The following is a 12672-nucleotide window of genomic DNA, read 5'->3' as shown; positions in this document are numbered from 1 at the left end:
TAGCGCTACTATGAAATGTCCGTTCTGCCAGCATGAAGAAACCCAGGTTCTCGATACGCGCGTATCCGAGGAAGGGGACTCCATACGCCGGCGCCGGCGCTGCGGTAAATGTGATAAACGATTTACCACGTATGAGCGCATCGAACTGGTGATGCCGTATGTGGTCAAGAAAAACGGCAGCCGTACTGAATACACGGCGGCCAAGCTGCGCGGCAGCCTGGAGCTGGCCTTGCGCAAGCGTCCGGTAGCGGCCCCAGCTGTTGACGCCGCGATCGCGTCGATTGAAGAAAAGCTGCTGACCAGCGGCAAGCGCGAAGTGGAAACCGGCTACATCGGCGAGCTGGTGATGCAAGAGCTGCAGCGCCTCGACAACGTGGCGTACATCCGCTTTGCCTCCGTCTATAAAAACTTCGAGGATCTGGCCTCGTTCCAGGATGCGATTGCCGAAGTGGGCCAGGAGCCCAAGTCGCCACGCAAAAACTAGCATTTGCTGGCACTCAGCTGGCACCTGGCTAGCGCACGTTTGATCCACCTCATATTCTCTGCTGTCGCCGCTGCTAACTTCTAAGGCAGTCTCCACGACTTGCGGAGGTGTGCCATGCGTGCACGCGGCTTTACCCTGCTGGAAATTCTGATTGCGGTGCTGGTGCTCGCGCTGGGCATCATCGGCGGCGTGGCCTTGCAGCTGGGCGCTCTGCGGGCGCGGCATCAGGCGGTGCTGCTGTCGCATGCGACGCAACTGGCGACCTCGTTGGCGGAGCGCATGCGCACCAATCCTTCGCAGTCCGCAACCTATCTGACGCTGAATTACGATGCGCTGGCCGAGCCTGTGCCATCCGCGCCATTGGCGCATTGCCATGGCGGTGCTTGCGACGCGGCACAGCTTGCTTTCTCCGATATGTACGACGCCAAGCTGGCGGCCAGACAGAACCTGCCTGCTGGCCGGGTGGTGGTCTGCCGGGACAGTGGCCTGTGGAGCGGCGGCAAATTGCAATGGGCCTGCGTGGGTGGTGCAGCCGCGCCCGTGGTGGTGAAAGTCGGCTGGCGCGGCAAGCATCCAGACGGTACGCCGCAGACCGATGCGGAAGGCGAATATCTGCCCGGCGTGGCGATGGCGGTGGGAGCAACGCCATGAAGCGCCGCCAAGGATGGAGCGTGGTCGAGTTCCTGATCGCCATTACGCTGGGACTGTTGGTCGCCTTGCTGGCCAGCGGACTGCTGGTAGGAACCAGCGGCAACTATCGCAATCACAGCGATAACGTGTGGCTCAGCGACAGCGGGCGATATGCCTTGTCGATGATGGCGCACGCGATACGGCAAGCCGCCTATGTGAACTGGGATAGCGGCGCGGCACCACCCGTGTTGGACACGGCGTCCGTGGACGGACTGGACGCAGCCAGCGTCAGCCGCAGCAGTGATGGGGTCAGCAGCCCTTTGCCGCCGGTGATCAACGGTAGTGATGTGCTGGCCTTGCGCTTCGCCGGCACGGACGACGGCGCGAGCGTCCACTGCGGTGGCTTTTCCGTGCCTGGCGGGGTGCGCGGCTGGAGCGTCTTCTACGTGGCTGCCGATGCAGATGGCGAACCTGAGCTGCGCTGCAAATATCGCGGGGCCGGCGGCTGGGGCGCGGACGCCGTGGTGCGGGGCATCGAATCATTTCAGGTGCTGTACGGCGTGGATCTGGATACGCCGCTCGACGGCGTGCCGAATACCTATCTGAACGCCACTGCGGTGAAGGCTGCCGACGCATGGCGTCGGGTATGCAGTGTGAAGCTGGCCTTGCTGTTGAAAGGCTCGGTGAATTCTCGGGCGGATACGCTGGCGGCGCGCTTCGATCTGTTTGGCGCGACTTACGCCGACGCGCATCCAGAGGATGTTGGTGTGCGGGTGGAAGAGGGCCGTCTGCCGCCAGCCGAACGCCTGCGGGCGCGGCGCATATTCAGCATGACAGTGGCCTTGCGCAACCGGGATGGGTGAATCATGAAACGGCAGCGAGGGATAGCGCTGTTGGTCAGCCTGATGCTGCTGATCATGGTGATGGTGTTGGGCGTGTCGGCGGCGCAGCTGGCTTTGCAGGGCGAGAAAGCGGCGCGTGGCGAGCGCGATCGGGAGGTGGCGTTTCTGACGGCGGAGGATGCCTTGGCAGATGCTGAACGGGATATTCGGGCAAGCGGCGATCCGGCACGGCGTGCCGCGTTTAATGGCGGCGATGCGTTTGCCGGCAAGTGTGGTGGCGGAGGTGTCGGCTTGCGGCAGCGCGCCGCCGCCGGCGAGCCGCCTGCCTGGCAGGAGGTTGATCTGTCCGGGAAAGAGGATGGCGGCGCGTGCAGCGTCACTTATGGCGCCTACACATCGGCGGTGATGCCGACAGGCGAGGGCTTCCTGCCATTCAAGAAGCCGCGCTATGTGATTGAGCGGATGATGTGTCACCAGCCTGGCGGCGATGCATCTGCTGCCGCGCCGCCGGAGTATTGCTACCGCGTCACCGCCATCGGATTTGGCGCGGGGCAGGAAGCCGAAGTGGTGCTGCAAAGCGTGTTCAGCAAGCCAGAGGAAATGCCATGAACGGAAGAATGATATGGGTGGCGCTGGTGGCTTGCACAGCGTGGGCTAGCGCGGCCGCCCTGGAGATTGGCAGCAAGCCTGTTGCGGCGGACTGCACCTCGGGGCAGGCTTCGGGGCCGGTGCTGCTGCGGCAAGGCGAGCTTTATCAGGCAACGGTGAAGATCGGCGACTGGAGCGGCAACTTCTCTCGCTATGCTTTATCGCCGGAAGCGGGTGGTGTTGGCGCGTCGACCACGCTGTCATGGGATGCCGGAGCGATACTGAACGGCACGCCACCCGGACAGCGGAAAATCTACACCGCCACGGTGCAGCCGAATGGCGCGCTGGAGATGACGCCGTTTGCGTGGCTGTCTTTATCGGCCGCTCAGCAGGCGCTGCTTGATCTTGATGACGAGGCTGGCGAAAAGCGCCTCGCCTATCTGCGTGGCGATCGTACGCTGGAGGGCACCTTGTTCCGGCGTCGCAGCAGCGTCCTGGGCGACTCGGTGCACAGCACGCCGGTCTACTCCGGGCAGGTGGACCGGCGTGCGGCCGTCTACCTGGGCGCCAATGACGGCATGCTGCATGCTTTTGACGCCACCACTGGCGTTGAACTGTTCGCCTATGTGCCTGACGCCTTGTTCGCGCAATTGCATCATCTTGCCAGTCCGGCCTATCAGCATCGCGCGTATGTCGATGGTCTTGCCAGCGTGAACCAGAAAGGCCTACTCGTTTCCGGCATGGGCGGCGGTGCGAAAGGTGTTTTCGCTCTGGATGTCGCAGATCCTGCGCGATTTGTGCTTGGGCGCGGCGTCTTGTGGGAATTCGGCGAGCACAACGACTCCTTGATGGGCAACGTCATCAGCTTGCCGCAAATCGCCAGGGTGCGTGTGCGTTCGGATGTTGAGCGACAGTTTGCGATTGTCGCCGGCGGCATGAATGCGGAAGCGGGTGCATTGTTCCTGCTGTCGCTCGACAAGCCGCGCGACGAAGGATGGCAGCGCAACAGCAACTACTATCGCATCGAAACAAAGGAGCCGGCAGCGCTGAGCGCGCCAGTACTGCTGAATGATGGCGAAGGCAGAGTACGCTATGCCTACGCCGGCGACCTGCAAGGCAATTTATGGCGTTTCGACCTGAGCGTCACACCGTGGAGCGCCGACAAGCTGTTCACCGCGCGCGACGCCAGTGGCCGCGCGCAACCGATCACGGAGCAGCCTTTGCTGGCGTACGCCCAAACCGGCGGCTATCTCATCCTGTTCGGCACTGGCCAACTGATCGAGGCAGCTGACCGCAGCAGCAACGCCAAGCAATCCTATTACGCGATTATCGATGTGTTGCCGGACAAGGTGAGCGGGCGCAGCCAGTTGACGCAGCGTTTTCTTGACGGCCAGGATCTTCCCATGGAGCCGGCTAGCAAGGGCTGGTTCATCGACTTTAGCCAGCCGTCGGAGCGCAGCCTGCATGCAGGGGTGCTGGCGGACGGCGCTGTGCTGTTCAACACAGTGCTGCCCGGCGCCGATATGTGCAGTCCGACGCATAGCCGCAGCTATGTACTGAACGTTCTTACCGGATTGCCTGACGATGGCATATTCACCGCGCGCCTGCCGAACGGTGAAACGATTGCCGGCGCCATGCTGCCGGACTATGCGCCTGTGCCTTTGCTGTTGCCGCAGTCCACCACCATCAGTACCCGCGACGCGCAAGGGAAGATCAGCCAGGAAAAAGACTATGCGGTGGTGCAGGTTACAGGGGAAGGCCGGCTTGCTGTCACTGGCAGCCTGAAAACCAGGCGCCGCGTGGGCCGATTAAGCTGGCGCGAAATCGCCAATTGGCGTGAATTGCACGAGGCCGCAAAATGAAGCGCACGGGCTTCAGCCTGATTGAGCTGGCGGTCGCGCTGGTGATCATCGCCTTGCTGGCAACACAGGCAATGCCGGCCTACCAGCAACATATTGTCCGTGCGCGCCGCAACGAAGCACAGTCAGCCTTGCTCAAACTGATGATGCAGCAGGAGCGCTTCCACACGCAGCACAACACCTATATCGCTTTCTCTGCGGGCGCCACCGAGCCGGAGGCGCGTCGCTTCCAGTGGTGGAGCGGCGCCAACCCGAAAGCCAGTGCGTACGAACTGGAAGGCAAGGCCTGCGATGCCGAGCCGATCTCGCAATGCCTCCAGATTATCGCCACGCCAGGCACCGCGCTTGTAGACCAGCATTTCCGTGACGAAGACTGTCGCACGCTTAAGCTGACCAGCACCGGCATGCGTCTCGCCACCGGAACCGCCACAGGATGCTGGCCATGAAGCGCCGAGCAGGCATCACGCTGATTGAGTTGCTGATCGTGCTGGTATTGGCGAGCATCCTGCTTGGCGTCGCCGCGCCGGCCTTCCAGCAAGCGCTACAGCGATTGCGCCTGCAAGCCGCCACCGCCGATTTGCAGGCCGCAATCGACCTCACACGCTCCCAAGCCATGGCACGCGGCGGCAAAGTGATGATGGCGCCACTAGATGCTGGCAGCACCGAATGGCAAAGCGGCTGGGCTGTCTTCATCGACCACAACGGCAACCGCCGCCCGGATGCCGACGAGCCGCTGCTATACCGGCACGACGCGCTGCGGGACGATATCACCGTCACCTCCAGATTCACCTCCGGCAATGCGCCTACCTATATCGCCTACAACGCTGCCGGCCGCACCTGTAGCGCCGCCAGCAGCCTGACCGCGCGCTGGGGCACGCTGTCATTGAAACAGGGCCGTAACGCCCGCAACATCATCATCAATATGCTAGGCCGGGTACGCGTTTGCGACCCAGGCGCCGAAGGATCGGCCTGCAACAGCGTAGCAGATTAGCCGAAGTTGATTTTTTGATTCCAGTCCAGGATTTTTTGCCTCGGAGTGAGGAAGCGTGACAAAGGCGTCGCCAGGTGCCGTGACAGAAGGAAAGATACTGAACTTGCCATTAAGATCTGTACGCCTTGTGCTAGCAACCAGCGCTGGAATTCGCTGTACCTCATGGCTTCCTCTGATTTTAAAGAGTACAACATAAAGTGCTTATTTGCTGAATAAGCACGGCGAGTGCCGTTTGCTTATAATGGCGCGAATTCGTGTGGGTAAATTGAGCAAGGGCAAAGTGGATATCAGTAATGATCTTGAGGGCATGACGCTGGCGCTGGCGTGGGCGGCCAAGGGGCTGTACACGACTGCGCCGAATCCGCATATCGGTTGCGTGATCGTACGCGATGGCGTGGTCATCGGCGCTGGCGTGACGCAGCAGGCGGGCAGCGACCATGCCGAAATCCAGGCGCTGAAGGATGCGCAGGCGCGCGGCCATGATGTGCGCGGCGCCACCGCTTATGTGACGCTGGAGCCTTGCAATCATCACGGCCGCACGCCGCCGTGCTCGGACGCCTTGGTGCGCGCCGGTCTGGGCCGCGTGGTGGCGGCAATGGAAGATCCGAATCCGCTGGTGGCCGGGCAGGGCATGGCCAAACTGGCCGCCAACGGCATTGCCACCAGCGTCGGCTTGCTGGCGGAGCAGGCGTATGAGCTGAATATCGGCTTTTTCTCGCGCATGACGCGCGGTTTGCCGTGGGTACGCATGAAGACCGCCGCCAGCCTGGACGGCATGACCGCCTTGCATAACGGCGTCAGCCAGTGGATCACCGGGCCGGAAGCACGCGCCGACGGCCATCACTGGCGCGCGCGCGCCTGCGCGATTCTGACCGGCATCGGCACCGTCAATGCCGATGATCCGCAACTGAACGTGCGCGCAGTCGATACGCCGCGACAGCCGCGCCGCATCGTGGTCGACAGCAGGCTTGATATTGACCTGTCCGCCAAGATATTGGTCGGAGGCGGCACCTGGATTGCCGCAGCAGTGGGCAATCCCGAGAAAGAAGCCGCGTTGGCGGCGGTGGGGCATGAGGTGATCATGCTGCCGAACGCTAGCGGCAAGGTCGATCTGCCTGAGCTGATGCGCGAGCTGGGCCGCCGCCAGATCAACGAGCTGCATGTTGAAGCCGGTGGCAAGCTGAATGGCTCGCTGATACGCGAAAGCTGCGTGGACGAGTTGCTGGTCTATCTGGCGCCTACGCTGCTGGGCGATGCACAAGGCATGTTCGCGCTGCCGGCGCTGACCGACATGGCCGGCAAGCAGTCTTTGAAATTTCACGAGGTTAAGCAGATCGGCGAAGATTTGCGTATCCTTGCCCGATTCACTCATTAGGAAGAATTATGTTTACTGGTATCGTCGCCGCTGTCGGCAAAATTGAATCGGTGAAGCCGCTTGAAGGCGGCTCGTTTGCAGGCGTGCGCCTGGACATCAACGCCGGCGGCTTGCCGCTGGCCGATGTGGCGCTGGGCGACTCGATCGCCATCAACGGCGCCTGCATGACGGTGGTGGAGAAGGACGCCACCAATTTCCGCGTCGATGTCTCGCGGGAAAGCCTGAGCAAGACAGTCGGTCTGGACACGCTGACCGAAGTCAACCTTGAGAAGGCGCTGACGCTGAACGAGCGCCTCGGCGGCCATCTGGTGTCTGGCCACGTCGATGGCCTGGGCGTGGTGCGCAAGTTCGAGCCGGTCGGCGAATCGTGGGAGCTGGTGGTGGAAGCGCCGCATGCGCTGGCCAAGTTCCTGGCCTACAAGGGCTCGATCGTGGTCAACGGCGTGTCGCTGACCGTTAATCGCATCCATGATATCGGCCAAGGCAAGGATCTGGTGTGCCAGTTCTCGATCAACCTGATCCCGCACACCATCGCCATGACCACGCTGAAGCACCTGACGGTGGACGCCAAGGTCAACCTGGAGATTGACCTGATCGCCCGCTACGTCGAGCGCATGGTGTCGGTCTCTGCCGCTTAAAGCGCATCGCGCGCGGCTTGCTGCGCGCGTGCATAGCTTTCCGCCACCGCCGCGTAATTTGGCGCGACCTGGCCATACAGCTGCGCCAGTTCGGCGGCTTCCGGCCGCGCCCAGGTGCGGTGCAGCTCCGACAGCAAGGCGTTGCTGCTGGTTGGCTTGACGCCACCCTGCACGAAGCGCGCCACCGACACGCGCGAGGCCATCTCGCTCGGGTCGCCGGACGCATCGATCACGGCGTACACATCGTAACCTGCGGCGACCGCGTCCAGCGCGGGAAACATCACGCAGACACTGGTCCAAACGCCGGCCATCACCAGCGTTTTGCGGCCGGTTGAGCGCACCTGCGCGACAAAGTCTTCATTATCCCAGGCATTGACCTCGCCCTTGCGCGGCACGTAGACGGCGTGTGGCGCGGCTTGATGGATTTCCGGCATCAGCGGACCGTTGCTGCCAGCCGGTTCCGATGCGGTGGTGATCACCGGAATCTTCAGCAAGGTGCACAGCTTGGCAATCATCTCGACATTGCGGCGCAGGTCGGCGACCGGAATATCCTTGACCGTCTGGAACAGCCCGGACTGGTGGTCGAGCAGCAGCACTACGGTATCGGCCGGGTCCAGCAGCCGCGCGCCGCCGCCGGTGGACAGGACACTGCTTTTGGTTTGGGTAGTCATCGTCATTTCTCCAAGGGTTGGTGATGTGCGAACCAGCTTGCCTGAATTTTTTCCACCGTGCGGCGATGGGGCAACGATGCTGCCGGAGGCTCCCCCTGATCAGGGGGATTGTGGACTTGCCAGGAGAGAGAGGGGACGAAATCAGGGCTGCGACAGGCTGCGCAGATAGGCGATCAGCGCATCGCGGTCGGTCTTGCTGCGCACGCGGTAGTCCATATTCTGGCCGGGGATGAATTTCTCAGGATCGCTGAGCCAGCGCTCCAACGATGCGGCGTCCCATTGCACGCCGGATTTGCGCAGCGCGCGCGAATAATCGTAGCCCTTGATGCTGCCCGCCTGCCGGCCGAACACGCCGCGATGGCGCGGGCCGGTTTCATCGGTATCCAGTGCGTGGCATTCCGTGCAACGTTTCTGCCAGATGCGCTGGCCCTGGGCGATCTGCTGCTTGTCCTGCGCATACGTCGTTCCTGCCAGCAACAGCAAGACGATCATCCCGGCGGGTAATGCGCTGATGTGCATGGCGGCTCCCATAGTTCAGCTAAGTCTACCACCATAGGGTTGTGTCATTTGCCGGCAGTAATTTGATAATCCGATGCAAGGCCGGATGGTCCGGCCATTCATCCGGAGAAATCATGAAAAAATTCCTGAGTACGGCGCTGCTGTTGTGGTCGGCGATGGCGGCGCACGCGCATGAGGGCGGTATCACCAGCGAGAAAGGCAAGGGCGTCAAGGCGGACTTCGATATCTTCCACACCAAAATCACCACCGAAGGCAATGTCGCCACCTTCCATATCGCCGTTTCAGGGAAGGCGGGCGCGAGCAAGCCGAGCAAAACCGGCAAGCTAGCTGGCAGTTCGGTGTTTTCCTATGTCTGGCCGACTACCATCGATCCGGCGGTGGTCGGCTTCGAGCCCAAGGCCGGCATTTTGGCGTTCGCCGTGACCGCGCATCCGGATTTTGACGACACCCCGCTGTACGACGAAAATGGTGATGGCGACCCGAAGAACGACGGCAATCTGTGGCATTCGCACTGGGTGGTGCTGGCGCCGGACGATCAGTGCGGCAAAGGCGCGCTGAAGGTGGTGGATATTCCACCCGGCGCCAAGCCGCGCTTGCCCAAGACCTGGCCGGGTTTCCCCATCCTGCTCGACAGCCCCGGCTGGAGCCCGATCTTCAAGGGCCAGACACTGGAGGTGAAAGTGCCGTTTGACGATATCGGCGTGGTGAACGCGGCCGGCTTTGACGGCGTGACTTCGGCGCTGCGCGTCAACGCCAGCGTGCATGCGCCGCTGCTGTGCATTGTCGATGTGTTCAAAGTCGCTTCCGGCAAGCTGAGTTTGCCGGGCAAGGTCAATCACTAGCAGAAATATTGATCGAAACACCATGCGGTTTATCGAAAAAGGCGGATAAAAGCGGGGTTTTACGGTAGGGAAGGCTTAAATCCTTTAAAATAGCGGGTTAATGAAATACTCTCGCTTAGTCTTGAAGGATTAAAAATGTCAATTTCCAGCACCGAAGAAATCGTCGCCGAATTGCGCGCTGGCCGCATGGTGATCCTGGTCGATGAAGAAGACCGGGAAAACGAAGGTGACCTGGTGCTCGCGGCGGACTTCGTCACGCCGGAAGCCATCAACTTCATGGTCAAATACGCGCGCGGCCTGGTGTGCCTGACGCTGACCGAAGAACGCTGCAACCAGCTTGAACTGTCGATGATGTCGTCGAAAAACGGCACCGCCTTCGGCACCAACTTCACCGTGTCGATCGAAGCCGCAGAAGGCGTGACCACCGGCATCTCGGCCGCTGACCGCGCCAAGACCATCCAGGTGGCGGTGGCCAAGGATGCACAGCCGTCGGACATCGTCCAGCCAGGTCACATTTTCCCCCTGAAAGCACAAAAAGGCGGCGTGCTGATGCGCGCCGGCCATACTGAAGCCGGTTGCGACCTGACCGCCATGGCCGGCCTGACGCCAGCCTCGGTGATCTGCGAAATCATGAAGGACGACGGCACCATGGCGCGCCTGCCGGACCTGCTGGAGTTCGCCAAGGAACACAATCTGAAGATCGGCACCATCGCCGACCTGATCCACTACCGCAGCCGCAATGAATCGCTGGTCGAGAAAGCCGGCGAGCGTACGCTGAAGACCTCGCATGGCGACTTCCGCATGATCGCTTACCGCGACAAGCCGAGCGGCTCGGCCCACCTGGCGCTGGTGCATGGCGAAATCCAGAAGGGCAAGGAAACCCTGGTGCGCGTGCACCAGCCGGTGTCGATCCTGGACGTGCTGGAATCGGAAGCCACCACCCACTCGTGGAATCTGTCCTCGTCGATGGCGGCCATCAAGGCTGCCGACAGTGGCGTGATCGTGCTGCTGAACTGCGAAGAGACTGCCGAGCAGTTCTTCAACCAGTTCGAGGCGCTGTGCAATCCGATGGACGCCAAACCGAAGGGCCGTGCGGCCAGCATGGATCTGCGCAGCTACGGTATCGGCGCGCAAATCCTGCGCGAAGTCGGCGTCTGCAAGATGCAGCTGCTGGCCAGCCCGCGCAAGATGCCGTCGATGACCGGCTTCAACCTGGAAGTGACCGGCTACGTTGCCAAACCTAACTAATTCAACCAACATACAAGAGGCCATCATGACCGTAGGAAGCTACGAAACCAATCTGAACGGCGAAGACCTGCGCATTGGCGTGGTACAAGCCCGTTTTAACGAAGACATCTGCCACGGCCTGCTGTCGGCCTGCCTGGCCGAGCTGAAGCACCTGGGCGTGGCGGACGAAGATGTACTGCACGTCACCGTGCCGGGCGCGCTGGAAGTGCCGCTGGTGCTGCAAAAAATGGCTGAGTCGCAGCAGTTCGACGCGCTGATCGCGCTGGGCGCGGTGATACGCGGCGAGACCTATCACTTCGAGCTGGTGTCGAACGAATCGGGCGCAGGCATCACCCGCATCGGCTTAGACTACGGCATTCCGATCGCCAACGCGATCCTGACCACCGAGAACGACGAGCAGGCGGAAGTCCGCATGGCCGTCAAGGGCGCCGACGCCGCCCGCGTCGCCGTTGAGATGGCCAATCTGACCATCGCCCTGGAAGAACTGAACCAGGATCAGGGCGACGACGAGTAATTAATAATAAAAGGTAGAACATGAACGAGAAGACTTTGCACGCCAACCCAAGTAAGAACCGCACGCCGCGCCACCGCGCCCGCGAGTTCGCGCTGCAAGGGTTGTATCAGTGGCTGCTGAACAATGAATCCGCCTCGACGGTGGTCAACCACATCCGCGGCGCGCACGGCTTCGATAAGGCCGATGCCGAGCACTTCACGGTGCTGCTGAACGGTGCGATCGGTTCGTCGGTCGAGCTGCGCGCAGCGTTCGCGCCGCTGGTGGACCGTGGCGTTTCCGAGCTGTCGCCAATCGAGCACGCGGTGCTGCTGATCGGTACGTACGAGCTGAAGAACAATCTGGAAATTCCTTACCGCGTCGTCATCAACGAAGCGGTGGAGCTGACCAAGTCGTTCGGCGGCATCGACGGCCATAAATACGTCAACGGCGTGCTGGACAAGCTGGCCGCCCAGCTGCGTCCGGAAGAAGTCGCCGCCGACAAGAAGCGCTAAGCGTTTCCGGTATCGTTAAAGGCCACCCACGGTAGCGTGCGGTGGCTTTTTTTATTTCTGGATTGACATTGCTAACGTGCGCTGCGCAGAATTGCTTTTTCAGTAATCTGGAGCGGCATCATCGAATTGCATCGACCCAGCTGGCGGCGGCGTGGATGGCTGGCGGTTATCGCCGCTGCGCACCTATTGGCGTTTTTGGTCTGGAAGTCGCCGCAGCGGCCGCTGGCGCTGGCTGACAAGCCGCATGCGCCGATTACCTACCTCCTGACGCCATTTAAACCGCCTGCGCTGGCTGCGCAGCCAGCTGCGAAGCCGCCGGCGCACGTGCGCATGGCACCGGCTCCGGTACCTGCCGCCGCAGTCGCCGCCAGGACGCCGCAGGCGATCAGCATGCCGGCCATGCCGGCCGACGCGCCGTCCTCGGAGGCGGCAGCGATGACCGAGTCGGCGCCCACGCTGCCGTCCGACCCGTTTGCCTTGCCGGTGAAGCCGCAGGATGATCTGAAACAGCGCGCCATCAAAGGCGCGGCGGCGGCTGACAAGCTGGCGTTGAAAGAATCCTTTACCCAGCGCGACCGCAAGCTGGTTAACGACGACACCGCGCTGGGTACAGCCATCGCCAAGGCGTATCGCGGCGGCGGGGCGCGCCAGGTGGAGATCATTGCAGCGGACGGCACGCGCATTACCAAGTTCATTCTGCCGGGTGGCAGTGCCGTGTGCTACCGCGCCGCCTCCAACAACTTCAGCGGCGGCCGCGATCCTTTCCGCGACACCGGCAAACTGGTCGTTGGTCCTTGCTCATAAACCGTTAGCGCTTTTGTTTTATCTCAACATGGCCAAGTGACAGGTGGTTTTAGACTGGCTGGATGACAAACGCCACCTCAGCCCGTTACGACCTGCCGTGGAAAGCCGCGCTGGCGCACCTGGTCACGCAGCAGGCCCGACATGATGCGGATGAGCTCTATGCCGCCAAGTGGCAA

At 61.9% G+C, this 12672-nt stretch carries 16 protein-coding genes; 14 read left to right on the top strand and 2 right to left on the bottom strand.

What is annotated here, in order from left to right:
* Window positions 1–10 precede the first annotated feature (10 nt).
* The 9 genes from nrdR (at window position 11) to KW842_RS24690 (ending at window position 7407) form a co-directional block, all read left to right on the top strand.
* Complete coding sequence (nrdR, locus tag KW842_RS24730; protein WP_218306783.1) at window positions 11–484, top strand: transcriptional regulator NrdR; 474 nt, start codon at window positions 11–13, stop codon at window positions 482–484.
* Window positions 485–598: 114 nt separating this feature from the next.
* Window positions 599–1135, top strand: a complete 537-nt coding sequence (pilV, locus tag KW842_RS24725; RefSeq protein WP_218306782.1) for a type IV pilus modification protein PilV — start codon at window positions 599–601, stop codon at window positions 1133–1135.
* Window positions 1132–1977, top strand: a complete 846-nt coding sequence (locus tag KW842_RS24720) for a PilW family protein (protein ID WP_218306781.1) — start codon at window positions 1132–1134, stop codon at window positions 1975–1977. Before pilV ends, KW842_RS24720 begins: the two co-directional genes overlap by 4 nt.
* A gap of 3 nt (window positions 1978–1980) precedes the next feature.
* On the top strand, window positions 1981–2565 hold the full coding sequence (locus KW842_RS24715; protein ID WP_218306780.1) for a PilX N-terminal domain-containing pilus assembly protein: 585 nt from the start codon (window positions 1981–1983) through the stop codon (window positions 2563–2565).
* Window positions 2562–4406, top strand: coding sequence for a pilus assembly protein (locus tag KW842_RS24710; protein WP_229223888.1), 1845 nt, complete (start codon window positions 2562–2564; stop codon window positions 4404–4406). The genes KW842_RS24715 and KW842_RS24710 overlap by 4 nt, the downstream gene beginning before the upstream one ends.
* Entirely contained in the window at window positions 4403–4849 is a 447-nt protein-coding gene (locus KW842_RS24705; RefSeq protein ID WP_218306779.1) for a type IV pilin protein, read from the top strand. Before KW842_RS24710 ends, KW842_RS24705 begins: the two co-directional genes overlap by 4 nt.
* Window positions 4846–5394: a GspH/FimT family pseudopilin gene (locus KW842_RS24700; RefSeq protein ID WP_229223887.1), complete on the top strand. Its 549-nt coding sequence runs from the start codon at window positions 4846–4848 to the stop codon at window positions 5392–5394. Before KW842_RS24705 ends, KW842_RS24700 begins: the two co-directional genes overlap by 4 nt.
* A 280-nt stretch (window positions 5395–5674) precedes the next feature.
* Window positions 5675–6769 (top strand): bifunctional diaminohydroxyphosphoribosylaminopyrimidine deaminase/5-amino-6-(5-phosphoribosylamino)uracil reductase RibD, encoded by a 1095-nt coding sequence (gene ribD, locus KW842_RS24695; protein ID WP_373925233.1) that lies wholly within the window; start codon window positions 5675–5677, stop codon window positions 6767–6769.
* Between the two features lie 8 nt (window positions 6770–6777).
* Entirely contained in the window at window positions 6778–7407 is a 630-nt protein-coding gene (locus KW842_RS24690) for a riboflavin synthase (protein ID WP_218306777.1), read from the top strand.
* Here the strand turns inward: KW842_RS24690 and KW842_RS24685 are convergent.
* Window positions 7404–8078, bottom strand: coding sequence for an isochorismatase family protein (locus tag KW842_RS24685; protein WP_218306776.1), 675 nt, complete (start codon window positions 8076–8078; stop codon window positions 7404–7406). The genes KW842_RS24690 and KW842_RS24685 overlap by 4 nt on opposite strands.
* 141 nt (window positions 8079–8219) lie before the next feature.
* The gene (locus KW842_RS24680; protein WP_229223886.1) at window positions 8220–8597 is read right to left on the bottom strand and encodes a cytochrome c family protein; all 378 of its coding nucleotides are present in this window, start codon (window positions 8595–8597) and stop codon (window positions 8220–8222) included.
* A gap of 113 nt (window positions 8598–8710) precedes the next feature.
* Here KW842_RS24680 and KW842_RS24675 point away from each other — a divergent pair, with 113 nt between their 5' ends.
* From KW842_RS24675 to KW842_RS24655, 5 genes are all read left to right on the top strand, one after another.
* The gene (locus tag KW842_RS24675) at window positions 8711–9439 is read left to right on the top strand and encodes a hypothetical protein (protein ID WP_229223885.1); all 729 of its coding nucleotides are present in this window, start codon (window positions 8711–8713) and stop codon (window positions 9437–9439) included.
* 135 nt (window positions 9440–9574) lie between these two features.
* Window positions 9575–10687, top strand: coding sequence for a bifunctional 3,4-dihydroxy-2-butanone-4-phosphate synthase/GTP cyclohydrolase II (ribBA, locus tag KW842_RS24670; RefSeq protein WP_218306775.1), 1113 nt, complete (start codon window positions 9575–9577; stop codon window positions 10685–10687).
* A 25-nt stretch (window positions 10688–10712) separates the two neighbouring features.
* A complete protein-coding gene (gene ribH / locus KW842_RS24665; protein WP_154367982.1) occupies window positions 10713–11201 on the top strand; it encodes a 6,7-dimethyl-8-ribityllumazine synthase in 489 nt (162 codons plus the stop codon).
* Window positions 11202–11221: 20 nt separating this feature from the next.
* The gene (gene nusB, locus KW842_RS24660) at window positions 11222–11692 is read left to right on the top strand and encodes a transcription antitermination factor NusB (RefSeq protein WP_218306774.1); all 471 of its coding nucleotides are present in this window, start codon (window positions 11222–11224) and stop codon (window positions 11690–11692) included.
* A gap of 186 nt (window positions 11693–11878) precedes the next feature.
* Window positions 11879–12496, top strand: a complete 618-nt coding sequence (locus KW842_RS24655) for a hypothetical protein (RefSeq protein WP_218306773.1) — start codon at window positions 11879–11881, stop codon at window positions 12494–12496.
* Window positions 12497–12672: the final 176 nt, after the last annotated feature.

This window comes from Duganella sp. sic0402 (assembly GCF_019219065.1).
In the GTDB taxonomy this organism is placed as follows: domain Bacteria; phylum Pseudomonadota; class Gammaproteobacteria; order Burkholderiales; family Burkholderiaceae_D; genus Rugamonas.
The sequence above is the reverse complement of the archived record's forward strand: the minus strand, read 5'-3'. Positions and strand labels throughout refer to the sequence as shown.

What these genes read in the sequence shown, in the direction of transcription:
- KW842_RS24690 (WP_218306777.1), top strand. Translation starts at nt 6,778, where the DNA reads ATGTTTACTGGTATCGTCGCCGCTGTCGGCAAAATTGAATCGGTGAAG.
- KW842_RS24705 (WP_218306779.1), top strand. Translation starts at nt 4,403, where the DNA reads ATGAAGCGCACGGGCTTCAGCCTGATTGAGCTGGCGGTCGCGCTGGTG.
- nrdR (WP_218306783.1), top strand. Translation starts at nt 11, where the DNA reads ATGAAATGTCCGTTCTGCCAGCATGAAGAAACCCAGGTTCTCGATACG.
- KW842_RS24720 (WP_218306781.1), top strand. Translation starts at nt 1,132, where the DNA reads ATGAAGCGCCGCCAAGGATGGAGCGTGGTCGAGTTCCTGATCGCCATT.
- ribBA (WP_218306775.1), top strand. Translation starts at nt 9,575, where the DNA reads ATGTCAATTTCCAGCACCGAAGAAATCGTCGCCGAATTGCGCGCTGGC.
- KW842_RS24685 (WP_218306776.1), bottom strand. Translation starts at nt 8,078, where the DNA reads ATGACTACCCAAACCAAAAGCAGTGTCCTGTCCACCGGCGGCGGCGCG.
- KW842_RS24715 (WP_218306780.1), top strand. Translation starts at nt 1,981, where the DNA reads ATGAAACGGCAGCGAGGGATAGCGCTGTTGGTCAGCCTGATGCTGCTG.
- KW842_RS24710 (WP_229223888.1), top strand. Translation starts at nt 2,562, where the DNA reads ATGAACGGAAGAATGATATGGGTGGCGCTGGTGGCTTGCACAGCGTGG.
- KW842_RS24680 (WP_229223886.1), bottom strand. Translation starts at nt 8,597, where the DNA reads ATGCACATCAGCGCATTACCCGCCGGGATGATCGTCTTGCTGTTGCTG.
- pilV (WP_218306782.1), top strand. Translation starts at nt 599, where the DNA reads ATGCGTGCACGCGGCTTTACCCTGCTGGAAATTCTGATTGCGGTGCTG.
- nusB (WP_218306774.1), top strand. Translation starts at nt 11,222, where the DNA reads ATGAACGAGAAGACTTTGCACGCCAACCCAAGTAAGAACCGCACGCCG.
- KW842_RS24675 (WP_229223885.1), top strand. Translation starts at nt 8,711, where the DNA reads ATGAAAAAATTCCTGAGTACGGCGCTGCTGTTGTGGTCGGCGATGGCG.
- ribH (WP_154367982.1), top strand. Translation starts at nt 10,713, where the DNA reads ATGACCGTAGGAAGCTACGAAACCAATCTGAACGGCGAAGACCTGCGC.
- KW842_RS24700 (WP_229223887.1), top strand. Translation starts at nt 4,846, where the DNA reads ATGAAGCGCCGAGCAGGCATCACGCTGATTGAGTTGCTGATCGTGCTG.